Here is a 24,914-nt window from a genome sequence, read left to right on the forward strand (position 1 = left end):
GGACGTTCTATCCGTCCGCAGTTTACAAAATTGTTAACATTTTTGAAACAACAAACGGCAAACGAAGTGTCCTTTGTCCTAATAACCTCAACAACATAATGAGATTACCAGAAAAAAGCCGACCGTCAGGCCGGCTTTTACGATTACATCACCAGACGGCGAATGTCAGACAGCATATTGTTGATGATGGTAATGAAACGCGCACCATCAGCACCGTCGATCACGCGGTGGTCGAAGGAGAGAGAGATCGGCATCATCAGACGCGGTACGAACTCTTTCCCGTTCCAGACCGGCTCCATCGCGGACTTGGAGACGCCCAGGATGGCCACTTCCGGCGCGTTAACGATCGGCGCGAAGTGGGTGGTACCCAGGCCGCCGATGCTGGAGATGGTGAAGCAGCCGCCCTGCATTTCGCCAGCGGTCAGCTTGCCATCACGCGCTTTCTTGGAGATCACGGTCAGCTCGCGAGACAGCTCGGTAACGCTCTTCTTGTTGACGTCTTTAAAGACCGGAACAACCAGACCGTTCGGGGTATCAACCGCCACGCCGATGTTGATGTATTTCTTCAGCGTCAGACGCTGCGCATCTTCGGACAGGGAGCTATTGAAGCGTGGCATCTGCTCCAGGGCAGCGGCAACGGCTTTCATGATGAAGACAACCGGGGTGAATTTCACGTCCAGTTTACGCTTCTCAGCTTCGGCGTTCTGCTGTTTACGGAACGCTTCCAGGTCGGTGATGTCGGTTTTGTCGAAGTGGGTAACGTGCGGGATCATCACCCAGTTACGGCTCAGGTTCGCACCAGAGATTTTCTGGATACGGCCCAGCTCAACTTCTTCAACTTCACCAAACTTGCTGAAGTCTACTTTCGGCCACGGCAGCATGCCTGGCAGACCACCACCGGTTGCGGCAGCAGCAGGTGCAGATTCAGCGCGTTTAACGGCCTCTTTCACGTAAGCCTGAACGTCTTCGCGCAGGATACGGCCTTTACGACCGGTGCCTTTTACTTTCGCCAGGTTTACACCGAACTCGCGCGCCAGGCGGCGGATCAGCGGGGTCGCGTGGACGTAAGCGTCGTTTTCAGCAAAGTCAGACTTGCCTTCCGCTTTCGCAGCCGGCGCAGCAGCAGGTTTGGCAGCCTGAGCCGGTGCAGCAGCCGGAGCCGGCGCGGCAGCGGCCGGAGCAGCAGCAGGCGCAGCGCCTTCCACTTCGAAGACCATGATCAGGGAGCCGGTAGAGACTTTGTCGCCGGTGCTGATTTTGATCTCTTTAACGGTACCGGCGAACGGTGCCGGGACTTCCATAGAAGCCTTGTCACCTTCAACGGTGATCAGTGACTGCTCAGCGGTAACTTTGTCGCCGACTTTCACCATCACTTCAGTGACTTCAACTTCATCGCCACCGATGTCCGGCACGTGAACTTCTTTCGCACCAGCGGCAGCGGCTGGCGCAACGGCAGCCTGCTCTTTCACTTCTGGTTTAGCAGCGGCGGCAGCCGGGGCAGCGCCCGCGACGTCGAAGATCATGATCAGGGAGCCGGTAGAGACTTTGTCACCGGTGTTGATCTTAATCTCTTTAACGGTACCTTCGAACGGTGCCGGGACTTCCATAGAGGCTTTATCACCCTCTACGACAATCAGGGACTGCTCAGCGGTAACGGTATCGCCCACTTTCACCAGGATCTCGGTCACTTCAACTTCGTCACCGCCGATGTCCGGCACGTTCACTTCTTTCGCCGCGGCAGCGGCTGCTGGTGCAGCGGCGGCCGGAGCGGCTTCTTTCTTCTCTTCCTGCGCAGGTGCAGCCGCTGCTGCACCGTCGGCGGAATCGAAAATCATGATCAGTTTACCGGTCTCGGTTTTGTCGCCAACAGAGACTTTGATCTCTTTAACAACGCCAGCCTGCGGAGACGGAACTTCCATAGAGGCTTTATCGCCCTCTACGACGATCAGCGACTGTTCAGCTTCAACCTTGTCGCCCACGTTGACCAGAATCTCGGTGATCTCTACTTCGTCCGACCCGATGTCCGGTACATTGATTTCGATAGCCATTCTCTCTTTACCTCTTATGCCAGACGCGGGTTAACTTTATCTGCATCGATGTTGAATTTGGTGATGGCTTCCGCTACCACTTTCTTATCGATGTCGCCACGTTTAGCCAGTTCGCCCAGCGCTGCTACAACCACGTAAGATGCGTCCACTTCGAAGTGGTGACGCAGGTTTTCACGGCTGTCAGAGCGACCGAAACCGTCGGTACCCAGTACGCGGTAGTCATCAGCCGGTACATAAGTACGAACCTGCTCGGCGAACAGTTTCATATAGTCAGTGGACGCCACTGCCGGTGCATCATTCATCACCTGAGCGATGTACGGCACGCGCGGGGTTTCCATCGGGTGCAGCATGTTCCAACGCTCACAGTCCTGGCCGTCACGAGCAAGCTCGGTGAAGGAGGTCACGCTGTAAACATCAGAGCCGATGCCGTAGTCGTTGGCCAGGATCTGCGCTGCTTCACGTACGTGACGCAGGATAGAGCCGGAGCCCAGCAGCTGAACTTTACCTTTCGCGCCTTCAACGGTTTCGAGTTTGTAGATACCTTTACGGATACCTTCCTCTGCACCCTGCGGCATCGCCGGCATGTGGTAGTTTTCGTTCAGCGTGGTGATGTAGTAGTAGATGTTCTCTTGCGCTTCGCCGTACATACGCTGCAGACCGTCATGCATGATGACTGCCACTTCGTAAGCATAGGACGGATCGTAGGAGATACAGTTCGGGATAGTCAGCGACTGAATGTGGCTGTGACCATCTTCGTGCTGCAGACCTTCGCCGTTCAGCGTTGTACGACCGGAGGTACCACCGATCAGGAAGCCGCGTGCCTGCTGGTCACCTGCTGCCCAGCACAGGTCGCCGATACGCTGGAAACCGAACATGGAGTAGTAGATGTAGAACGGGATCATCGGCAGATTGTTGGTGCTGTAGGAGGTCGCCGCAGCCAGCCAGGAGGAACCTGCGCCCAGCTCGTTGATGCCTTCCTGCAGGATCTGGCCTTTCTCGTCTTCTTTGTAGTACGCAACCTGCTCACGGTCCTGCGGGGTGTACTGCTGACCGTTCGGGCTGTAGATACCGATCTGGCGGAACAGACCTTCCATACCGAAGGTACGCGCTTCGTCAGCGATGATCGGAACCAGACGATCTTTGATCGACTTGTTCTTCAGCATCACGTTCAGGGCACGAACGAAAGCGATAGTGGTGGAGATCTCTTTGTTCTGCTCTTCCAGCAGCGATTTGAAGTCTTCCAGCGCAGGCAGTTCCAGCTTCTCGGTGAAGTTTGGCTGGCGGGACGGCAGGTAGCCGTTCAGCTTCTGACGCTGGGCGTGCAGGTAGGTGTGCTCTTCAGACCCTTCCGGGAAGGTGATGTAAGAGAGGTTTTCAACCTGCTCATCGGTCACTGGAACGTTGAAACGGTCGCGGATATAGCGCACGCCGTCCATGTTCATTTTCTTAACCTGGTGAGCGATGTTTTTACCTTCGGCGGTATCACCCATGCCGTAACCTTTAACGGTGTGGGCCAGGATAACAGTCGCTTTACCTTTGGTTTCGCGTGCTTTTTTCAGTGCAGCGTAGACTTTCTTCGGATCGTGGCCACCGCGGTTCAGGGCCCAGATCTGCTCGTCAGTCCAGTCAGCAACCAGCGCTGCGGTCTCCGGGTATTTACCGAAGAAGTGCTCACGCACATAGGCGCCGTCACGGGATTTGAAGGTCTGGTAGTCGCCGTCAACGGTTTCGTTCATCAGCTGGATCAGTTTACCGCTGGTGTCTTTACGCAGCAGCTCATCCCAACGACCGCCCCACATCACCTTGATCACGTTCCAGCCAGCACCGGCGAAGATGCCTTCCAGTTCGTTGATGATCTTGCCGTTACCGGTTACCGGACCATCCAGACGCTGCAGGTTACAGTTGATGACGAAGCACAGGTTGTCCAGCTTCTCACGGGTGGCGATGGTGATCGCACCTTTGGATTCTGGCTCATCCATCTCGCCGTCGCCCAGGAAGGCGTAAACGGTCTGCTCAGAGGTATCTTTCAGGCCACGGTGTTCCAGATATTTCAGGAACTTAGCCTGGTAGATCGCACCGATCGGGCCCAGACCCATAGATACGGTCGGGAACTGCCAGAATTCCGGCATCAGTTTCGGGTGCGGGTAAGAGGAGAGGCCGTTGCCATGCACTTCCTGACGGAAGTTGTTCATCTGCTCTTCAGTCAGACGACCTTCCAGGAAGGCACGTGCGTAGACGCCCGGAGAGATGTGGCCCTGGAAGTATACCAGGTCGCCGCCGTCTTTCTCGGTGCGCGCGCGGAAGAAGTGGTTGAAGCACACTTCATAAACGGTTGCAGAAGACTGGAAGGACGCCATGTGGCCGCCCAGCTCCAGATCTTTTTTGGACGCACGCAGAACGGTCATGATGGCGTTCCAGCGGATTGCAGAACGAATGCGGCGTTCCAGATCCAGATTGCCCGGGTATTCCGGTTCGTCTTCAACGGCAATCGTGTTTACGTAGTTGTTAGCCCCTGCACCTGCAGCTACTTTCACGCCGCCTTTGCGGGCTTCAGAAAGCATCTGTTCAATTAGATACTGAGCGCGCTCAACACCTTCTTCACGGATGACCGATTCGATCGCCTGTTGCCAGTCGCGAGTTTCGATCGGATCCACGTCATTTTGGAGACGTTCTGACATGGGGGTATTCCTTATCTATCTGAGTACGTTAATTAATCTGGAACCTGTCCCATTGTATTTTCGCCAGAAAATACAATAAGACAGGTTCTGCGTGAGTTGCCGCGCGTTTAAAGAACCACGCTTAGTCCTTTCGTTGCTGAAGCCTGCGCATTGAGCGTTCCCGACGGCTCTGCTCACGGCTGCGATCCAGCAATATCTCCTCAATAAACGCCAGGTGACGATGCGACGCTTCACGCGCCTGCTCCGGCTCCCTGGCAATAATCGCCTCAAAAACACTGGTGCGATGTTTGCTTACCAGCGGGAGCATCTCCCGGCGGGCATAGAGCAATTCAAAATTCTGGCGAACGTTCTGGGCTAACATCGGCTCCATGCAGCGTAGCAGATGTAGCAGCACCACATTATGGGCCGCTTCGGTGACAGCAATCTGATACTGGACCACCGCGCTAGACTCGGCATCGAGATCGCCTGACTCCTGTGCCAGCTCGATGGCGTGATGAAGCTCGCGGATCCGCACCCGGTCTTCATCGGTGCCGCGTAGCGCCGCGTAATAGGCGGCAATACCTTCCAGCGCGTGGCGCGTCTCAAGCAGGTCAAATTGGGATTCAGGATGATCGGAGAGCAGTTCGACCAGCGGGTCGCTAAAGCTCTGCCACAGGCTGTTCTGGACAAAGGTTCCGCCGCCCTGGCGACGAAGCAGCAGGCCCTTGGCTTCGAGACGTTGAATCGCCTCACGGAGCGAAGGACGGGAAACGTCGAACTGTTTAGCCAGCTCGCGTTCAGGTGGAAGTTTTTCACCGGGGCGCAGTGTCCCCTCAAGGATCAAGAACTCCAGCTGCTGCTCAATCACATCGGATAGTTTTGGTTGGCGGATTTTGCTGTAGGCCATTATTCCCTGTCTCTGCCATTAGCCCGGAGTAAATTGGTCTTACCAATTTCATGTTCTTAGCGCTAAAGTAACAAAGTATTCACCTTCTGTCCATACAGGTTTTGATTGAAATCAGGGAACCCTGCACATTTTAACAACATTACAGAAATGACGTTTCAGGAATGTAACTTTGCCCAAAAGATACCGTTACCCCTTAAGAGGCAGATTTAACCTCTTTGAAACGTAAATATTAATGATTGAAGCGATTCAGTGAGCAATAATATGCATATTTAGTTAAATAAGATGTTTAATTATTCAATGGGCTGTTTTTGGGGGTAGCTGGGGGTAAGCGGCCAGAATTTACAAATGTTTGCTTTTTATCCAACCCGCCGCCGCCCCTGCATAAAGCAGGTGCATTCCCGCGCGCTTATCACTATTCTGACCCTTACGAAAGGTATGGGCTGATATTTCAGATCCCGCTTACGTAAACCTATAAATACAAAAATGGAATTTTATCCGTACACGCACACAACAGCGTACACAAAATAACCACATATGAGGTTTCATGATGGAAGGTCAACAGCACGGTGAAACGCTGAAGCGCGGCCTTAAAAACCGTCACATTCAGCTAATTGCGCTGGGTGGTGCTATCGGGACGGGTCTGTTTCTGGGCAGCGCATCCGTTATTCAGTCCGCAGGGCCGGGGATTATCCTCGGCTACGCCATCGCCGGTTTTATCGCGTTCTTAATTATGCGCCAGCTGGGTGAAATGGTAGTTGAAGAGCCGGTCGCCGGATCGTTCAGCCACTTCGCCTACAAATACTGGGGCGGGTTTGCTGGCTTCGCCTCCGGCTGGAACTACTGGGTGCTCTACGTGCTGGTGGCGATGGCTGAGCTGACCGCCGTAGGGAAATACATCCAGTTCTGGTGGCCGGAGATCCCAACCTGGGTATCGGCGGCGGCCTTCTTTGTGATCATCAACGCCATTAACCTGACCAACGTCAAAGTGTTCGGGGAGATGGAGTTCTGGTTTGCCATTATTAAAGTGATTGCCGTGGTCGCCATGATCCTCTTCGGCGGCTGGCTGCTGTTTAGCGATAGCGCAGGCCCGCAGGCCACCGTGCGTAACCTCTGGGAACAGGGCGGCTTCCTGCCTCATGGCTTTACCGGGCTGGTGATGATGATGGCCATCATTATGTTCTCCTTCGGCGGCCTGGAGCTGGTGGGGATCACCGCTGCCGAGGCCGATAATCCGGAAGTGAGCATTCCTAAAGCCACTAACCAGGTTATCTACCGGATCCTAATCTTCTACATCGGCTCGCTGGCGGTGCTGCTCTCACTGCTGCCGTGGACGCGCGTAACCGCCGATACCAGCCCGTTCGTGCTGATCTTCCACGAGCTGGGGGATACCTTTGTTGCTAACGCGCTTAACATTGTGGTCTTAACCGCCGCGCTCTCGGTCTATAACAGCTGCGTTTACTGCAACAGCCGGATGCTGTTTGGCCTGGCGAAGCAGGGCAACGCCCCGAAAGCGCTAACCAAAGTCGACAAACGCGGCGTACCGGTGGCGACTATCCTCACCTCGGCCTTCTTCACCGCTCTGTGCGTGCTGATTAACTATCTGGCCCCTGGCGAAGCCTTTGGCCTGCTGATGGCGCTGGTGGTCTCCGCACTGGTGATCAACTGGGCGATGATCAGCCTGGCGCACATCAAGTTCCGCCGGGCGAAGGATAAGCAGGGGGTGAAGACCCGCTTCCCGGCCCTCCTCTACCCGCTGGGTAACTGGATCTGCCTGCTATTTATGGCTGCAGTGCTGGTGATCATGGCGATTACCCCTGGCATGGCGATCTCCGTCTGGCTGATCCCGGTCTGGGTGGCGATCCTCGCCGTGGGTTACTTCATCAAGCAGCAAAAAGCGGGAAAGCCGGTTAAGGCCCACTAACCGCACGCTCTGCCCCGCCTCCTAAATCCAGGGAGGCGGGAGAGAGGTGAAATTGTAAGACGCTTCACAAATTCACTTTCGTAGCCGTTTTGTCCATCTCTGCGCCCCTATCCTGTAACGCAAAAAATTCCGTAGCGAGCAAATAATCCCTTTCTATATCAACGGGAGATTTCGCGATGGACAATAATAAGCTGTCAGTGAAAGAGAAGATTGGCTACGGCATGGGCGACGCCGGATGCAATATCATCTTCGGCGCTATCATGCTGTTCGTTAACTACTTCTATACAGACATATTTGGTCTGGCACCGGCGCTGGTCGGGGTGCTTCTGCTCTCTATCCGCGTCATTGATGCGGTAACGGACCCGATTATGGGAGCGCTGGCCGACCGTACCAAAAGCAAATATGGTCGTTTTCGCCCCTGGCTGCTGTGGATCGCTGTGCCCTACGCCGTCTTCAGCGTGCTGATGTTTACCACGCCGGACTGGAGCTACCATAGCAAGGTTATCTATGCCTTCGTTACCTACTTCCTGCTGTCAATTACCTATACCGCCATCAATATCCCTTACTGCTCTCTCGGCAGCGTCATCACCAACGATCCCAAAGAGCGCGTCGCCTGCCAGTCATATCGCTTCGTGCTGGTGGGCATCGCCACGCTGCTGCTGTCGTTAACGCTGCTGCCGATGGCGGAGTGGTTCGGCGGCGCAGATAAAGCCAAAGGCTATCAGATGGCGATGATGGTGCTGGCCTTTATTGGTATGTGCATGTTCCTCTACTGCTTTGCTACCGTGCGCGAGCGTGTCCGTCCGGCGGTACAAACCAATGACGATCTGAAGAAAGACCTGCGGGACGTCTGGAAAAACGACCAGTGGGTGCGCATTCTGCTGCTTACCCTGTGCAACGTCTGCCCCGGCTTTATCCGGATGGCCGCCACCATGTACTATGTTACCTGGGTCATGGGACAGAGCACCCACTTCGCGACGCTGTTTATTAGCCTTGGCGTAGTGGGCATGATGATTGGCAGCATGCTCGCCAAAACGCTGACCGATCGCTGGTGCAAGCTGAAAGTGTTTTTCTGGACCAACATTGCGCTGGCGCTCTTCTCCGGCGCGTTCTACTTCTTCGATCCTCACGCAACGGTGATGATCGTTGTGCTCTACTTCCTGCTTAATGTGCTGCATCAGATCCCCTCTCCGCTGCACTGGTCACTCATGGCCGACGTAGATGACTACGGCGAGTGGAAGACCGGCAAACGTATTACCGGGATCAGCTTCTCCGGTAACCTTTTCTTCTTAAAAGTCGGATTGGCGGTAGCCGGTGCGATGGTGGGCTTCCTGCTCTCCTGGTACGGCTACGATGCGGGTGCGAAGCAGCAGAGCGCCACGGCGATCAACGGCATCATGCTGCTGTTCACCGTTATCCCGGGCGTGGGCTATCTGATTACCGCCGGGGTCGTTCGCCTGCTGAAGGTCGACCGCACGTTTATGCAGCAGATCCAGACTGACCTGGAGAAACGCCGCATCAACTACCGCGAGCTGAGTGAAAGCAGCCAACTTCCAACAGGCGACAACGTGAGGAAAGCATAATGCGCCAGTGGCCAAATCCCTTTATTGAACAACGCGCCGACCCGTTCATTCTGCGTCACGGCGATGGGTACTACTTTATCGCCTCCGTGCCAGAGTATGATCGGCTGGAGATCCGCCGCGCCGCTACCCTGGAGGGGCTGCGCGACGCCGAGCCGGTGGTGGTATGGCGTAAACCGCAGACCGGCCCGATGAGCCAGCTTATTTGGGCCCCGGAGCTGCATCAGATTGACGGAAAGTGGTACATCTACTTTGCCGCGACACACACGCACGATCTCGACGAGCTGAATATGTTCCAGCACCGCATGTTTGTGCTGGAGTGTGCCGATGCCGATCCCTTAACCGGTCGCTGGACGGAGAAAGGACAGGTGCAGACGCCGTTTGATACCTTTGCGCTGGATGCCACGACGTTCAATCACCAGGGTAAACAGTGGTACCTGTGGGCGCAGAAAGCCCCCGATATTCCCGGCAACTCAAATATCTATCTGGCGGAGCTGGAGAACCCGTGGACGCTGAAAGGCGACCCGGTGATGCTAAGCAAGCCGGAGTTTGAGTGGGAGTGCCGTGGTTTTCTGGTCAACGAGGGGCCGGCGGTGATGACTCACGGTGACCGGCTGTTTATCACCTACTCCGCCAGCGCCACCGATGAGAACTACTGTCTGGGCCTGCTATGGATCGATATTGATGCCGATCCGCAAAAGCCGGAGAACTGGCATAAATCGCCGCAGCCGGTGTTTACCACCAGCTACGATAACAAGCAGTTTGGCCCAGGCCACAACAGTTTTACCTGCACAACGGATGGTGAAGACGTGCTGGTTTACCATGCGCGTAACTACACGGAAATTGAGGGCGACCCCCTCTACGATCCAAACCGCCATACCCGCCTGAAGCTGATCCAGTGGGATAAAGAGGGAATGCCGATTTTTGGTGTTCCGCCTGCGGACAGCTATTAAGTTCCGCCGGGTGGCGCTGCGCTTACCCGGCCTACGATCCTGTAGGCCCGGCAAGCCTGCGCCGCCGGGCGTTAAATCTACACCAACGTTCCGTAAATTGTCAGCAGCGCCACCACAACCACCACGGCGAACGAGGTTTTCTTCGCCATCGACACCGCGGCTTTAGGCGTTTCGACCTTATCGAGGTGCGGCTCACGCGCCAGCGAGAACTGGGCCAGCCGGGTCAGGACATGATACTGCGAGGTGCGCCAGTCGGTGAGCGAGGCAAACCAGGCGGGCAGCGCCTTTTCACCGTGACCGATAAGCGCGTAGACAACCCCCACCAACCGCACCGGGATCCAGTCCAGCAGATGCAGGATCGCGTCAATGCCGGACTGTAGCCGCGCGTGCGGCGTCAGGTAGCGCGCCAGCCACGACTGCCAGGCACGTAAGAAGGCGTAGCCCACCAGCAGCACCGGACCCCACGCGCCGCCAACGACAAACCAGAACAGCGGCGCCAGGTAGAAACGGAAGTTAATCCATAGCAGGGCATTTTGCAGCTCGCGCAGGTATTCACGCTCGTCGCACTCCGGCGGCACGCCGTGGATCAGCGTCAGCTCGCTGGCCATCGTATCCCGTGCGTGGCTATCATCCCGCGAGGCCGCTTTCAGGTAGGCATGGTAGTGCAGGCGCACCTTGCCCGCGCCGATGCAGAGCAGGCCGAGCATAATCCACACCACCAGCAGCGGCACGTTGAAAAAGAGTCCGTAGAGCGCACGCAGCAGCAGAAAGGTTACCAGCATCGCCAGGGCGGCCATCAGCAGGGTGCGCAGCATCGAGAAGCGCTTAATCCGGCGGAACAGCACCTCAAGGCGGTGATCCAGATGCCAGTGCTCGCCAAGCTTAAAAAGGCGCTCGGCGATCAATACCAGCAGCATCGTGAATAGCGTCATGTCATCTCCTTATCTGACGAGGGGGCAACCAGAGCGCGGAACTTCGACCAGTCAAAGGCCGGGCCAGGATCGGTTTTACGCTCGGGGGCAATGTTGCTGTGTCCGGTCATATTGTCAGCAATGGCGGGATAAAGCGCAACCAGCGCCTGGGTAATTGCCGCCAGCTGTTGATACTGCATTTCGGTATAGGGCAGCGTATCCGTCCCCTCAAGCTCGATACCGATGGAAAAATCGTTGCAGCGCTCGCGCCCATGATAGCAGGAGAGACCCGCGTGCCAGGCGCGCTTATCAAAAGGCACATACTGGACGATTTCGCCGTCGCGGCGGATCAGGCAGTGCGCGGAGACGCGCAGATGGGCTATCTCGGCAAAGAAAGGGTGTGCGGTGGCATCCAGCGTGCCCGTAAACAGGGCGTCGATCCACGGCCCGCCAAACTTTCCGGGGGGCAGGCTAATGTTATGCACCACCAGCAGGGAGGGACACTCATCATCCGGGCGGCAGTCATAATGCGGGGAGCGGACCTGCCGCGCATCGACCAGCCAGCCCTCGTTTAACTGCATACGGGTTCTCCTCAACTATGGCTCTAATACTCGCTTCAGAGTAGCATGATTCAATCTTCTGATTCGTTACCCTTTTTGGAGTTTTATCATGCCGCCTCGCCGTTACAACCCCGATAGCCGTCGTGATGCCCTGCTGGAACGTATAAATTTGGATATCCCCGCCGCCGTGGCGCAGGCCCTGCGTGAAGACCTGGGCGGCAAGGTGGATGCGAACAACGATATTACCGCCCAGCTGCTGGCGGAAGATACGCGCTCGCACGCGGTGGTGATCACCCGTGAGGATGGCGTCTTCTGCGGCAAGCGCTGGGTAGAAGAGGTCTTTATTCAGCTGGCTGGCGACGACGTGCAGATCCAGTGGCACGTTGCCGACGGGGAGAGCGTGACGGCAAACCAGCCGCTGTTCGAGCTGGACGGCGCCTCCCGCGTGCTGCTGACCGGCGAGCGCACGGCGCTGAACTTTGTCCAGACGCTCTCCGGCGTGGCGAGCGAGGTTCGTCGCTATGTGGACCTGCTTGAAGGTACAAAGACTCAGCTGCTGGACACCCGTAAAACCCTGCCCGGCCTGCGTACCGCCCTGAAGTACGCGGTGCTGTGCGGCGGCGGGGCCAACCACCGCCTCGGCCTCTCCGATGCGTTTCTGATCAAAGAGAACCACATTATCGCCTCCGGCTCGGTGCGCCAGGCGGTAGAGAAAGCCTTCTGGCTGCACCCGGACGTGCCGGTGGAGGTAGAGGTGGAGACGCTCACTGAGCTGGAGGAGGCGCTGAAGGCCGGGGCCGATATCATTATGCTGGATAACTTTACCACCGAGCAGATGCGCGAGGCAGTGCGGATCACCGACGGCCAGGCGCGGCTGGAGGTCTCCGGCAATGTCACCTTTGACACCCTTCGCGAATTTGCTGAAACCGGGGTGGACTATATCTCAGTGGGCGCGCTGACCAAGCACGTGCGCGCCCTCGATCTCTCGATGCGTTTCCGTTAGGAACTCGTAAAATTTATCAATCAAAAAAGAGACTCTCGAGTCTCTTTTTTATGATCTCTTATGGCGTACTTTTGAAAAGCTAAGATAAAATACTTGTTAAAAACCCAATAGCAGCATTCGCTGAAGATAGTTCAGCTTTAATAAAATCACCATTTACATACTTTACATTAATGATAAAGGTATTAAAGCGCAGATCACCTGGCACTTTACTAGCATCATAACTCTTTATAAATAACTTAGCTTCATCCAAGGATGTAAAATTACAGTCATGCCCATACAATGGACTAATAGTGATATAGCTGAGAACTTTTTGCACCTTCAACTCCAGGGCGAGAATAAAATCATTAATCCCATCCTGGTTTGATTTAAAAATGCTATCCTTTACTTGTTTCAGTTGACTTTGCTCAAGCTTCTCTATTAAAGCGACTTTTTCAGATAGGATTTTTTCAGATGTGCCCTCATCAAATGACATATCTATCCCTGCAACTGAAAATGCAGCAACAAAATCTTTGTAAGGGATGTAAAGAACTTGAAATCCACTACTTCTTAACTGCTTGAGTGATGGCTCAGTAAATTCACCTGCAAGGATTGCTCCTTTGAATGGGCATTCAATTTGATATTTATTAACAATAGGAAGCACAGCACCTTGAATTTCTTGAGCTTTATTCTTCGAGTGCTTAGTGTAACGACGCCAGGCTGATTCGATAAAAGCAACAGGTCTACCCAAGGTAGTATCACTGCCCGAATATTCGAAAACGAAATCTAAGTCGTGAGTACTACCATAGGCGTCTTCCCAGGTAATTTTTTTTCCTTTTCGAACTTTTCTTGGTTGACCCACAACATCAAGGTATAAACCAGACTTATCAGCAACGCTTTGAAGAAGGGGGGCAAATAGGCTCTCAAGAATATTACCTATGAGTTGCCCTAATTTTTGTGATGGTGATGCAGCCATGTTAAATTAACCTTTTATCAACAAACGACCCTCATGCAATGGCACAGTATGGGTACGATTTTTCCATTTTACATTTCTGTCCCTTAGCTTCTCAAAAGCAAAGGATTTAAATCCTACAGATAAAGCTAATTCGCCCAACCATTTTTCCGCAGGCACATGAATCCCATAAGGAGCAGAATCACCAATAACAAAACAAATTTTACAGTCATCAGACATGTTGGATCTTAAGTTAGACCAAATCTGAGCCAAATCTAAAAAATAAGCCGCTACCATTGTATGGTATGTTTTTTTACCGCCTTTAGTATGTCTGATTTCATCTAATTGCTTAGTCACAATGGTTATTTCTTCCTTTATAGGAAGCAGCAATGGATCCTCCAGAACCTCTTCGAGAACAACTTTATCAGAGGCTGAGTGTTGAGAACATGACCTCATTAAGCTCGGCCTTACAACATGCTTAAGATCGCCCCATCCATTGATCTCTCCCCAAAACATCATTTCCAGACGAGTAGCATCTGCGTAATCATAATTGTTTGGGTAAGGAGGCGATGTAATAATCAAATTGCATTTTTGTGGCACTACAAAAGATCGGCGAACGTCATGGTGAGCAATATGAGAACTATTAATCCAGTCTGAAGAAGTTGCGTACTCCATATCAGCGATCATAAGCTCCATTTTACCGCTGAAGGCCTCGAATGGATCTAATACTTTACTCTTTGATTTATTAGGCAAAACATATTGCCACTGCGCAGTTCCAACATGACTACAGGCCCTCAGGATAGAAGTAATGTTAAGCCTTACTAATTCCCAGATCGGATTATGCTCTTCAGCAAGCATCTCATATGCTTTCTTAAGCTGTTCAAGTTTGTTAAATATCTCAAGAGAATAACATTTCCCTAGCAGGGTATCTTCTGAGAATCTACTACTCTCTGATTTGATTTTTAATGAGGTTGCAAGTTCAAGAACCTCATTACCAGCTTGACGAAACTCAGCCGTACTTGCGTTCCAGTGCTGCTTCGCTTGTGCAATTCTTGACACAAAAGGATGCCCTTCAAAACCATAGGATTTGACGCCAAGAGAGTCTGCAGCAATGTTCGTTGTTCCAGAACCAGCGAAAGGCTCAAGTATAACCGCCTTATCACCTGTTTCGTTTTGGAATTTTTCAATTTCAGCTACTACCCATTCCGCAGAGAAACCAGCCGAATAGCGGAACCAGCGATGGACAGGTAACTTCATGTTGTCAGTGAAGGTTCCAGAGCGAGCTGTTTTTTTAAGCATTTATAAACCGTAAAATGATTGTTGGCAGAGTATTGTACCTTAATCACATTAATTACGGGACCATAAATCGCAAAAATGCAATAAGTCAAAAACACCAGTCCATCTGCACAACCATTTGAATTATATATAATTTAAACTCCAGAGTTATCCACATTATGATTTCGTTGAGGTTACCCCTTATTGCTTTGTAACGCGGTTATGTTTATTGCAAATGACAACACCGCTCGCAAAACTTTTGCTTACCCCTGCAACGCCATTAAAAACTCAGGAAGCAACCTTCCCGAACGCGGTTTTACCCCCTCGCCACCCTCTTTCTCTGCTGACACACTCCCCCGCATCAACCAGGGAGCACGTCATGAAACAGTCATTGGAAAAACAGCGGGGGTTTACCTTAATCGAGCTGATGGTGGTTATCGGTATCATTGCCATCCTCAGCGCCATCGGCATTCCCGCCTATCAGAACTACCTGCGCAAAGCGGCCCTCACCGACATGCTGCAAACCTTTATCCCCTACCGTACCGCCATTGAACTGTGCGCTCTCGATCGCGGCGGTACGGAGAGCTGCGACGGCGGCAGTAACGGCATCCCCTCTCCCACCACCACGCGCTACGTTTCCGAGATGAGCGTCGAAAACGGCACGGTCACGCTGACCGGGCAGGAGAGCCTGACCGGGCTGAGCGTGACGCTGGTGCCGCAGTGGAGCAGCAGCAGCGGCATAAGCGGCTGGCAGCGTACCTGCAACGTGCAAAACGACGCAGCGTTCCAGCAGGCCTGCGAAGATGTTTTCCGCTTTGATTATCAGTAAGGAGGGAATATGGATATACCTGCATCGTTCGCCGCGCAAAGCCATCTTCCGGCCGTCAGCGAGGGCAGTACCTCCGTGGTGGAGCTGCTTAACCAGACGCTGCAGCAGGCGCTGGCGCAGCGGGCGTCCGACATCCACTTTGAGCCGGGGGAGAAGCACTATCGCATCCGGCTGCGTATTGACGGCGTGCTCCATGCCCTTCCCTTGCTAACACGAGAGAGCGCAAAGACGCTGACGGCGCGCCTGAAGGTGCTGGGCAGCCTGGATATCGCCGAGCGGCGTCTGCCCCAGGATGGGCAGTTCACGGTTACGCTCTCCGGCAGAGCGATCTCGTTTCGTATCGCCACGCTGCCCTGCCGCCACGGGGAGAAGATCGTTCTGCGCCTGCTGCATCAGATGAACCAGCCGCTGGATCTCGCAGCGCTGGGCATGGATCCGCAGCAGCTGGCCCAGTTTCAGACGGCGCTCGCCAGACCGCAAGGGCTGATGCTGGTCACCGGCCCCACGGGCAGCGGCAAGACCGTGACGCTCTACAGCGCGCTGGCGGCGCGTAACCTGCCCGAGGTAAACATTTGCAGCGTGGAGGATCCGGTGGAGATCCCGCTGGAGGGGCTAAACCAGACGCAGATTAATCCCCGGGCGGGGCTGGACTTTCATAGCGTGCTGCGGGCGCTGCTGCGCCAGGATCCGGACATCATTATGGTGGGCGAGATCCGCGATGGCGAAACGGCGGAGATTGCTATTAAAGCCTCCCAAACCGGTCATCTGGTGCTCTCTACTCTGCACACCAGCTCCACCAGCGAAGCGCTGGTGAGGATCGCCCAGATGGGCGTCGCACGCTGGATGATCGCCTCTGCGCTCTCGCTGGTGGTCGCGCAGCGGCTGGTGCGTAAGCTCTGCCCACACTGTCGTCGTCGGCAACCGGAGGATGTTATTCTGCCGCCAGGCCTCTGGCCCCGCCCCCTGCCCCACTGGCAGGCCATCGGCTGCGAAGCGTGCTATCACGGCTTCTGCGGCAGAGTGGCACTCTTTGAAGTGCTGAGCGTCAACCGCGCCCTGCGCCAGGCTATCGCCAGCGGCGAGCCAGCTGAGCGCATCGAGCAGCAGGCGCGCCAGCAGGGTATGATCACCCTGTTTGAGCACGGCTGTCTTGCCGTCGAGCAGGGTTTAACAACCCTGGAGGAGCTGCTGCGGGTGCTGGGGATGCCCCATGCAGGCTAATCAGCTCTGGCACTGGCGGGGACTTGATAATGCAGGCCAGCGCTGCCAGGGGGCACGCTGGGCGGCAGATCGGCTGACCCTTGCCGAGGCGCTCCAGGCTGAGCAGATCTTTATTCTGACCCTCAGGCGCAGCGCGGTTCGAACGGCAGACTGGCGCGGGACGCACCGCTGCAATGTGGTGCACCAGCTGGCAACGCTGCTCAAGGCGGGCCTGACCCTGCCCGATGCGCTGCTGATGCTCTCCCAACAGCATCCGGTAGGACAGTGGCAGGCGCTGCTGCAAAGCCTGGCGGAGGATCTGGCCCAGGGCACCGCGCTCTCTGCGGCCATGCGCCGCTGGCCGGACGCCTTCCCGCCGATCTATATCGCTATGATCCACACCGGTGAGCTGACCGGCGCGCTGGATGAGTGCTGCTTCCAGCTTGCCGCCCAGCAGAAAACCCAGCAAGAGCTGGCCGGCAAGGTAAAAAAGGCCCTGCGCTACCCGCTGATCGTTTTGACCCTGGCGGTGGCAGTAACGCTGGCGATGATCCTGCTGGTACTGCCCGAATTCGCCGCTATCTACCGGACCTTCAATACGCCGCTGCCAGCGCTCACGCGTGGCGTTATGGCGCTCTCGGGGCTGATTACCCGCGCCGGACCCTGGACGCTGGCTGCGGCTCTGCTCCTTGCCGCCAGCGGATTTGCGCTGCGCAACCACCCGCCGTGGCAACGCTATCGGCAGCGGCTGCTGTTGAGGATCCCGGTCGTCGGTGGGCTGGTGCGGGGGCAAAGGCTCAGCCAGATATTTACCGTGCTGGCCCTCACCCAGAGGGCGGGTATTGCTTTTCTGCAGGGGCTGGAGAGCGTCGAGGCAACCTTAACCTGCCCCCACTGGCGCGAAGCGATCCATCATATCCATCAGGAGATAGCGCAGGGGACGCCAATCTGGGCGGCGCTGAAAAACAGCGGTGAGTTTAGTGCGCTGTGCATTCAGCTGGTACGAACCGGCGAGGCTTCCGGGGCGCTCGATACCATGCTCGATAACCTTGCCCGCCACCATAGCGAACTGACGCAGCAGCAGGCGGATGGCCTGGCGACGCTGCTGGAGCCACTGATGCTGGTGGTGACCGGGGTGATTATCGGAACGCTGATCGTCGCCATGTATCTGCCGATTTTTCATCTGGGGGATGCGATGAGTGGGATGGGATAACAGCAGGAGAGAAGCTGACGCAGCGAACCGCGCCAGCAGAGACATCAGAGGCTATTGAAAACGCGGTTTTCCTGCTCGGCGACGCGAATAAAGGTGGTGCGCTTGGTCAGCTCTTTCAGGCGGGAAGCACCCACATAGGTGCAGGCTGAGCGCAGGCCACCAAGAATATCGCGGGCGGTGTTCTCAACCGGGCCGCGCAGGGCCAGCTTAACGGTTTTCCCTTCCGCAGCGCGGTAGCCCGCAACGCCGCCAACGTGACGGTTCATCGCCGACTCAGAGCTCATGCCGTAGAAGAGCATGAATTTCTCGCCGTTTTCATCGACTACGGTGCCGCCGCTCTCTTCGTGACCGGCCAGCATACCGCCCAGCATCACGAAGTCCGCGCCGCCGCCAAAGGCTTTTGCCACGTCGCCCGGTACGGTGCAGCCGCCGTCGCTGACGATCTGGCCGCCGAGACCGTGAGCCGCATCGGCACACTCGATCACCGCAGAGAGCTGCGGGTAGCCGACGCCGGTTTTCACGCGGGTGGTGCAGACGGAGCCTGGGCCGATGCCAACCTTAACGATATCAGCCCCGGCGAGGATCAGCTCTTCACACATTTCGCCCGTCACGACGTTACCGGCGCAGATGGTTTTGGTCGGCCATGCCGCACGCGCTTTGGCCACGAACTGCACGAAGTGCTCGGAGTAACCATTAGCAACGTCAATACAGACAAAGCTCAGCGCCGGGCTGGCGTCGAGGATCTGTTTGGTCTTTTCAAAATCAGCGTCTGAAGTGCCGGTTGAAACCATCACGTGTTTCAGCACCTCAGCGGATTCAGCGGCAACAAAGGCTTTCCACTCTTCTACAGAGTAGTGCTTGTGCACGGCAGTCAGGATGTCGAACGACGCCAGCGCTTTCGCCATCGCGAAGGTGCCTACGGTATCCATGTTCGCTGCGATAACAGGAACGCCAGACCAGGTCATGCCAGAGTGCTTAAAGGTATACTCGCGTTCTAGCTGGACATCAGAACGACTTTTGAGGGTAGAGCGTTTAGGGCGGATAAGAACGTCTTTAAAGCCTAATTTCAGATCTTCTTCAATACGCATGAACGGATTCCTGGGGTTAATGGCGACTAACGCATACGAGCTAACACACAACTCCAGTGACGCTATCATACGCACTAAATAGGAGTCCGCAAGACTGCGAAATTCTCTTTTTTTACGCTACAATCCTATAAATTTACCTGCCGAATGGGCGGGGTCCGGATAATTGATCGTTTCGTTTTCCGTACAAATTATAACCTTTTGATTTATGAATAGATAAATCAAAAGATCGTGAGCTGGCAGAGCAGTCTGGGATTTTGCGTTATGGGGTATACGGTCGCCTTAACCGGGGGAATAGGCAGCGGGAAGAGTACGGTTGCCCGCGAATTCCTGAAAAACGGGGTTAGCGTCGTTGATGCTGATGTCATTGCCCGCCAGGTGGTTGAGCCTGGCGCTCCTGCCCTACGCGCCATTGCGGCCCATTTTGGGCCAGAGACGATCCAGCCAGACGGCACGCTCAACCGCCGCCTGCTGCGGGAACGCATTTTCGCCTCGCCAGACGACAAACGCTGGCTTAACGCACTACTCCACCCCCTGATCCACGAGGAGACCCAGCGGCAGATTGCCGGGGCGACATCGCCCTACGTGCTCTGGGTAGTGCCGCTGCTGGTGGAGAACCAGCTGCACACCAGGGCCGATCGGGTACTGGTGGTTGACGTCTCCCCGGAGACACAGATTTCCCGCACGATGGCGCGCGATGGCGTCACGCGTGAGCACGCCGAGCATATCCTTGCTGCTCAGGCCACGCGAGAAGCACGCCTTGCCGTCGCGGATGATGTTATTGACAATAATGGCGCACCAGATGCCGTTGCATCGGATGTTGCCCGCCTGCATGAGGCGTATCTACGCTACGCTTCCCAGGTCGTATCACAGGAAAAACCGTAATGCAGACCCACGTCCTTTTTGAACACCCGCTCAATGAAAAGATGCGCACCTGGCTGCGTATTGAATTTCTGCTCCAGCAGCTCTCTGCCCGGCTTCCCATCAGCGATCACGCTGACGCCTTACACTTTTTTCGTAACGCCGGAGACCTGCTTGACGTGTTCGAACGCGGCGATATCCGCACCGAGCTGCTGAAAGAGCTGGAGCGCCAGCAGCGTAAGCTGAAAGCGTGGGTAGAAGTGCCTGGCGTCGACCAGAGCCGTATTGATGCGGTGCGCGACCAGCTGAAGCAGAGCAGCAATACGCTAATGGCCGCTCCACGCGTTGGCCAGCTGCTGCGTGAAGAGCGCCTGATTGGCCTGGTGCGCCAGCGCCTCTCTATTCCAGGCGGCTGCTGCAGCTTCGATCTGCCGACCCTGCACCTGTGGCTCTATGCGCCTCAGTCCCAGCGGGATGAGCAGGTCGCCGTCTGGCTGGAGAGCCTCCAGCCGCTGACCCAGACCCTGACGCTGATCCTCGACCTGATCCGCAACTCTGCGCCGTTCCGTAAGCAGACCAGCCTGAACGGCTTTTATCAGGACAACGGTGACGATGCCGACCTGCTGCGTCTGGAATTGACCCTCGCCGACCAGCTCTATCCGCAAATCTCCGGGCATAAGAGCCGTTTTGCCATCCGCTTTATGCCGCTGGACAGCGAAAACGGCCACGTGCCGGAGCGTCTCGATTTTGGCCTGGCCTGCTGTTAAGGAGGAGTGATGTCTGAAGAAACCGTTGTAAAGTGCCCAACCTGCGGCCGGAACGTTGTCTGGAACGAGACCAGCCCGTTTCGCCCGTTCTGCTCTAAGCGCTGCCAGCTTATTGATTTAGGCGAGTGGGCCGCCGAAGAGAAGCGTATCCCCAGCGAGGGCGACCTCTCCGACAGCGATGGCTGGAGCGAAGAGAAACAGCCTTAAGCGGTTAATTGCCCGGTGGCGCGACGCTTACCGGGCCTATAAAACCAGCAAACTACTCGCCGCGTAACCGGGCGACGATCGGCTGGTTGGCGGGCGGGAAGTCGTCCCCGTTCAGCGCCTGCGGCGTCAACCACTCTCCCGGCTGTCCCTCTTTCCCCCACGGCTCCCCTTCCCAGCCTTCGACCAGGTAGAACCACAGGGTGATGTGCAGCTCCGGATAGTGGTAATCCAGTTTTTCATACAGCTGCGCTGAGGTGACGGTAATGCCCACCTCCTCATCCAGCTCGCGCGCCAGCGCCTGCTCCGGGGTTTCACCAGCCTCAATCTTGCCGCCGGGAAACTCCTTCTTATTGGCCATGTGCGCGTCGGCGGCACGCTGGGTAATAAAGATTTCGCCCTGCGGATTGCGAATGATCCCGGCGGCGATATTCAATACTTTCATCAGGTAGGCTCCATAAAAAAGGCGCAGAATCTGCGCCTTTGTTTTTTATTGTGTTGCGTTTAGCTCAGACGGCCGTGGCACTGTTTGTATTTTTTGCCAGAGCCGCACGGGCATGGGTCGTTACGGCCCACTTTACGCTCGCCGGACTGCTCCGCCAGATCGGCTGCGGCCTGCGCGTCGTCGGACTGGTGGCTAAGCTGCTGCATCTGGGCCAGGCGCTCTGACTCTTCGCGACGCTGCTGCTCCATCTCCTCCACCTCTTCCGGCATCCGCACCTGTACTTTTGACAGGGTGCTGATCACTTCATACTTCAGTGACTCAAGCATAGCGGCGAACATGGCGAAGGATTCGCGCTTGTACTCCTGCTTCGGATCTTTCTGCGCATAGCCGCGCAGGTGGATACCCTGACGCAGGTAGTCCATCGCCGCCAGGTGCTCTTTCCACAGGGAGTCGAGGGTTTGCAGCATGACGCCTTTTTCGAAGTGGCGCATCATCTCGGCACCCACCACCTCTTCTTTACGCTGATAGACCTCGACGGCGCTCTGCATAATACGCTCGCGCAGCGTCTCTTCATGCAGATCCGGCTCTTTGTCGAGCCACTCGGCAATCGGCAGATCGAGATCGAAGTCGTTTTTCAGACGCTCCTGCAGGCCAGGGATGTCCCACATCTCCTCCAGCGACTGCGGCGGAATATGTCCGTCGATGGTCGCCTTGAAGACGTCTTCGCGGATGCTGGCGATGGTTTCGCTGACGTCGCTCACGTCCAGCAGTTCGTTACGCTGGGTGTAGATCGCGCGGCGCTGGTCGTTGGCTACGTCGTCATACTCAAGCAGCTGCTTACGAATGTCGAAGTTGCGGCTCTCCACCTTACGCTGGGCGTTGGCGATAGCCTTGGTCACCCACGGGTGCTCGATCGCTTCGCCTGGCTTCATCCCCAGCTTGCGCATCATGTTGGAGACGCGGTCGGAGGCGAAGATACGCATCAGGGCATCTTCCATCGACAGGTAGAAGCGAGAGGAGCCCGCATCACCCTGACGACCGGAACGGCCGCGCAGCTGGTTATCGATACGGCGGGATTCATGGCGCTCTGTACCGATGATGTGCAGACCGCCGGACGCCAGCACGGCATCATGACGCACCTGCCAGTCCGCTTTGATTTTAGCGATCTGCTCTGCGGTTGGTTCCGGCAGCGCGGCAACCTCTGCCTGCCAGCTACCGCCCAGCATAATATCGGTACCACGACCGGCCATGTTGGTGGCGATGGTCACCGCCGCCGGGTAGCCCGCCTGGGCCACGATCGCCGCTTCGTTGGCGTGGAATTTGGCGTTCAGAACGTTGTGCTTGATACCCGCTTTGGTCAGCTCGTTTGATACCACCTCGGATTTCTCGATAGAGATGGTCCCCACCAGCACCGGCTGGCCGTTAGCGGTACGCTCTTTGATATCTTCGATAATGGCCTGAATTTTTTCCGCTTCGGTCATGTAAACCAGGTCCGGCAGATCCTTACGGATCATCGGACGGTTGGTCGGCACCACCACGGTGTCCAGCTTGTAGATAGAGCTAAACTCAAACGCTTCGGTATCGGCGGTACCGGTCATCCCCGCCAGCTTCTCATACAGGCGGAAGTAGTTCTGGAAGGTGATGGAGGCCAGCGTCTGGTTCTCGTTCTGGATCTCTACGCCCTCTTTGGCCTCAACGGCCTGGTGCAGGCCATCGGACCAGCGGCGGCCCTGCATGGTACGGCCGGTATGTTCATCAACGATGATCACTTCGCCGTCTTTCACGATGTAGTCTACGTCGCGGGTGAAGAGCACGTGTGCACGCAGCGCAGCGGTGACGTGGTGCATCAGCATGATGTTGCCCGGGGAGTAGAGCGACTCGCCCTCGTCCATGATGCCCTCTTTCACCAGCAGCTCTTCAATCAGCACCAGCCCGCGCTCGGTCAGGTTCACCTGACGCGCTTTCTCATCCACGGAGAAGTGGCCTTCGCCCTGGAAGGTGTCAGAGTCCTCTTTCTCCTGACGGATCAGGTTAGGGATGATTTTGTTGACGCGCTTGTACATGTCGGAGCTGTCTTCCGCCGGACCGGAGATGATCAGCGGCGTACGGGCTTCGTCGATCAGGATGGAGTCCACCTCATCCACCAGCGCATAGTGCAGCTTACGCTGAACGCGCTCTTCCGGACTGAACGCCATGTTGTCACGCAGATAGTCAAAGCCGTATTCGTTGTTGGTGCCGTAGGTGATATCTGCGGCATAGGCCTCACGCTTGGCTGGTGCAGGCAGGCCAGACATGTTAACGCCCACGCTCATACCAAGGAACTCGAACAGCGGACGGTTGTTTTCGGCGTCACGCTGGGCAAGGTAGTCGTTGACGGTGACCACGTGCACGCCTTTACCGCTCAGGGCGTTCAGGTAGGCCGGCAGGGTTGCGGTCAGGGTTTTACCTTCACCGGTACGCATCTCGGCGATGCAGCGATCGTTAAGCACCATGCCGCCCAGCAGCTGGACATCAAAGTGGCGCATACCGAATACGCGCTTGCTCGCTTCGCGCACCACGGCGAATGCTTCCGGGATCAGGCTCTCTACGGTCTCGCCTTTTTCAAGACGGGCGCGGAACTCGGCGGTTTTGGCTTTCAGCTCGTCATCGCTGAGCTTCTCCATAGCCGGTTCCATGCTGTTGATAAGGGTCACGGCCTTGCGCATCCGGCGCAGGGTACGATCGTTACGGCTACCAAATACTTTTGTTAACAGTTTAATAAGCATAATAAATTCTCAAACGCCCCAAAGCGGGCAGATAAATTAAGGTGTTGAAACGGTTAATTTAGCTGAGGCGTTGAGGTCCGGCGCGGATCCCCTGCACCTGCGCGAGCCAGCTGGCAACGGTAAACGCCGCGTGAGGTTCGGGAGTAGAGACAGGCTTATGCCGGACGATAACCGGCGGTTTGCCCTCCTGGGTCAGCAGGGCATTGAGCGTATCCAGCAGCGCCAGATGCTGCGCCCGGACGGGCAGCGGCTCTTCGGCAACCGACAGCGCCTGCGGCGTCATCGCAAAGGAGAGATGGCGAATAACGGTGCGAATGGCGTGCTGGTGCCAGTAGTCGACGGTAAAGGTCGGACGGCGGCTGGCTTCAAGCAGTGCGAGGCTGGTGAAATTAACCGGGCTGGTGCGGTTATGGTTGCTGGCGGTGGCCTTCTCAGGCTGGGTGGGACGATCCTGCGTACCCGGCGCGGGCAGGCCAAGACTCGCCGCGACCATCCCTAAAAAGAGATGCGGCCAGAAGTAGCGTCTGCCAAATTGTCGCCAGCGCGTCAGTAATCCGCTCACTTGCTCCACCATTAATGGGTTAAACCTACCCGATTCACATCAACATCCGTTATTTTGCGACCAAATATTACCATTAAAGGCGCTACACGGCAGTAACAATGAGGGGCATAGCCGGGTGAAAACGCTTAAGAAAACAGCGAACGCACCGCTTTCGGCAGTAAATTACGTCTGGATTTGTACGTCGGGAGGCAGGAAGAGAAACAGTAAAACCTGGAAACAAAAACGACTGGCGCCCCTGAC

At 55.9% G+C, this 24,914-nt stretch carries 20 protein-coding genes and 1 pseudogene; 10 read left to right on the plus strand and 11 right to left on the minus strand.

Going from position 1 to position 24,914, the window contains the following annotated elements; all coding sequences use genetic code 11:
• Positions 1-143: 143 nt before the first annotated feature.
• The 3 genes from aceF to pdhR all read right to left on the minus strand — a co-directional run bounded on the left by aceF (position 144) and on the right by pdhR (position 5,612).
• Positions 144-2,048: a pyruvate dehydrogenase complex dihydrolipoyllysine-residue acetyltransferase gene (aceF, locus tag RTX96_RS14470; RefSeq protein WP_103820690.1), complete on the minus strand. Its 1,905-nt coding sequence runs from the start codon at positions 2,046-2,048 to the stop codon at positions 144-146.
• A gap of 14 nt (positions 2,049-2,062) precedes the next feature.
• Positions 2,063-4,726: a pyruvate dehydrogenase (acetyl-transferring), homodimeric type gene (gene aceE, locus RTX96_RS14475; protein ID WP_103820691.1), complete on the minus strand. Its 2,664-nt coding sequence runs from the start codon at positions 4,724-4,726 to the stop codon at positions 2,063-2,065.
• A 121-nt stretch (positions 4,727-4,847) separates the two neighbouring features.
• Complete coding sequence (pdhR, locus tag RTX96_RS14480) at positions 4,848-5,612, minus strand: pyruvate dehydrogenase complex transcriptional repressor PdhR (protein WP_103820692.1); 765 nt, start codon at positions 5,610-5,612, stop codon at positions 4,848-4,850.
• 544 nt (positions 5,613-6,156) lie between these two features.
• Between pdhR and aroP the strand changes: the two genes are divergently transcribed.
• The 3 genes from aroP (at position 6,157) to RTX96_RS14495 (ending at position 10,066) form a co-directional block, all read left to right on the plus strand.
• Positions 6,157-7,533 (plus strand): aromatic amino acid transporter AroP, encoded by a 1,377-nt coding sequence (gene aroP / locus RTX96_RS14485; protein WP_312671436.1) that lies wholly within the window; start codon positions 6,157-6,159, stop codon positions 7,531-7,533.
• Between the two features lie 176 nt (positions 7,534-7,709).
• Positions 7,710-9,116: an MFS transporter gene (locus tag RTX96_RS14490; RefSeq protein WP_312671437.1), complete on the plus strand. Its 1,407-nt coding sequence runs from the start codon at positions 7,710-7,712 to the stop codon at positions 9,114-9,116.
• Entirely contained in the window at positions 9,116-10,066 is a 951-nt protein-coding gene (locus RTX96_RS14495) for a family 43 glycosylhydrolase (protein WP_312671438.1), read from the plus strand. Before RTX96_RS14490 ends, RTX96_RS14495 begins: the two co-directional genes overlap by 1 nt.
• 77 nt (positions 10,067-10,143) lie before the next feature.
• On the opposite strand, the gene ampE is transcribed toward RTX96_RS14495, so the two are convergent.
• Together ampE and ampD are read right to left on the minus strand one after the other, a co-directional pair.
• Positions 10,144-10,998, minus strand: a complete 855-nt coding sequence (ampE, locus tag RTX96_RS14500) for a beta-lactamase regulator AmpE (RefSeq protein WP_103820696.1) — start codon at positions 10,996-10,998, stop codon at positions 10,144-10,146.
• A complete protein-coding gene (gene ampD, locus RTX96_RS14505; protein WP_312671439.1) occupies positions 10,995-11,558 on the minus strand; it encodes a 1,6-anhydro-N-acetylmuramyl-L-alanine amidase AmpD in 564 nt (187 codons plus the stop codon). Before ampD ends, ampE begins: the two co-directional genes overlap by 4 nt.
• A gap of 88 nt (positions 11,559-11,646) precedes the next feature.
• Here ampD and nadC point away from each other — a divergent pair, with 88 nt between their 5' ends.
• Positions 11,647-12,540: a carboxylating nicotinate-nucleotide diphosphorylase gene (gene nadC, locus RTX96_RS14510; protein WP_312671440.1), complete on the plus strand. Its 894-nt coding sequence runs from the start codon at positions 11,647-11,649 to the stop codon at positions 12,538-12,540.
• Positions 12,541-12,619: 79 nt separating this feature from the next.
• Here nadC and RTX96_RS14515 read toward each other — a convergent pair whose 3' ends face one another.
• Together RTX96_RS14515 and RTX96_RS14520 are read right to left on the minus strand one after the other, a co-directional pair.
• On the minus strand, positions 12,620-13,492 hold the full coding sequence (locus RTX96_RS14515) for a hypothetical protein (protein ID WP_312671441.1): 873 nt from the start codon (positions 13,490-13,492) through the stop codon (positions 12,620-12,622).
• 6 nt (positions 13,493-13,498) lie between these two features.
• The gene (locus RTX96_RS14520) at positions 13,499-14,767 is read right to left on the minus strand and encodes a hypothetical protein (protein ID WP_312671442.1); all 1,269 of its coding nucleotides are present in this window, start codon (positions 14,765-14,767) and stop codon (positions 13,499-13,501) included.
• A 367-nt stretch (positions 14,768-15,134) separates the two neighbouring features.
• Between RTX96_RS14520 and ppdD the strand changes: the two genes are divergently transcribed.
• From ppdD to hofC, 3 genes and pseudogenes are all read left to right on the plus strand, one after another.
• Entirely contained in the window at positions 15,135-15,572 is a 438-nt protein-coding gene (ppdD, locus tag RTX96_RS14525; protein ID WP_312269965.1) for a prepilin peptidase-dependent pilin, read from the plus strand.
• Positions 15,573-15,626: 54 nt separating this feature from the next.
• A pseudogene (gene gspE, locus RTX96_RS14530) lies at positions 15,627-16,793 on the plus strand (type II secretion system protein GspE); the annotation flags it as partial.
• Positions 16,783-17,985, plus strand: a complete 1,203-nt coding sequence (gene hofC, locus RTX96_RS14535; protein WP_312671443.1) for a protein transport protein HofC — start codon at positions 16,783-16,785, stop codon at positions 17,983-17,985. The pseudogene gspE and the gene hofC, both read left to right, overlap by 11 nt.
• Before the next feature lie 44 nt (positions 17,986-18,029).
• Here hofC and RTX96_RS14540 read toward each other — a convergent pair whose 3' ends face one another.
• Positions 18,030-19,073 (minus strand): GMP reductase, encoded by a 1,044-nt coding sequence (locus tag RTX96_RS14540; RefSeq protein ID WP_103820701.1) that lies wholly within the window; start codon positions 19,071-19,073, stop codon positions 18,030-18,032.
• Positions 19,074-19,334: 261 nt separating this feature from the next.
• On the opposite strand from RTX96_RS14540, the gene coaE reads away from it, so the two are divergent.
• The 3 genes from coaE to yacG are packed head-to-tail and all read left to right on the plus strand — an operon-like array spanning position 19,335 to position 20,905.
• The gene (coaE, locus tag RTX96_RS14545) at positions 19,335-19,955 is read left to right on the plus strand and encodes a dephospho-CoA kinase (RefSeq protein ID WP_103820702.1); all 621 of its coding nucleotides are present in this window, start codon (positions 19,335-19,337) and stop codon (positions 19,953-19,955) included.
• The gene (zapD, locus tag RTX96_RS14550) at positions 19,955-20,698 is read left to right on the plus strand and encodes a cell division protein ZapD (RefSeq protein ID WP_103820703.1); all 744 of its coding nucleotides are present in this window, start codon (positions 19,955-19,957) and stop codon (positions 20,696-20,698) included. Before coaE ends, zapD begins: the two co-directional genes overlap by 1 nt.
• A gap of 9 nt (positions 20,699-20,707) precedes the next feature.
• Entirely contained in the window at positions 20,708-20,905 is a 198-nt protein-coding gene (gene yacG, locus RTX96_RS14555) for a DNA gyrase inhibitor YacG (protein ID WP_312671444.1), read from the plus strand.
• A 52-nt stretch (positions 20,906-20,957) separates the two neighbouring features.
• Here the strand turns inward: yacG and mutT are convergent, their stop codons facing one another.
• The 3 genes from mutT to secM are packed head-to-tail and all read right to left on the minus strand — an operon-like array spanning position 20,958 to position 24,674.
• Positions 20,958-21,347 carry an 8-oxo-dGTP diphosphatase MutT gene (gene mutT / locus RTX96_RS14560; protein ID WP_103820705.1) on the minus strand — a complete coding sequence of 130 codons (390 nt, stop codon included), beginning with the start codon at positions 21,345-21,347 and terminating at the stop codon, positions 20,958-20,960.
• Between the two features lie 59 nt (positions 21,348-21,406).
• Complete coding sequence (gene secA, locus RTX96_RS14565; RefSeq protein ID WP_268109051.1) at positions 21,407-24,112, minus strand: preprotein translocase subunit SecA; 2,706 nt, start codon at positions 24,110-24,112, stop codon at positions 21,407-21,409.
• A 58-nt stretch (positions 24,113-24,170) separates the two neighbouring features.
• Complete coding sequence (gene secM / locus RTX96_RS14570) at positions 24,171-24,674, minus strand: secA translation cis-regulator SecM (protein ID WP_219817877.1); 504 nt, start codon at positions 24,672-24,674, stop codon at positions 24,171-24,173.
• Positions 24,675-24,914 lie beyond the last annotated feature (240 nt).

It is taken from the genome of Pseudescherichia sp. (assembly GCF_032052675.1).
GTDB lineage: Bacteria > Pseudomonadota > Gammaproteobacteria > Enterobacterales > Enterobacteriaceae > Pseudescherichia.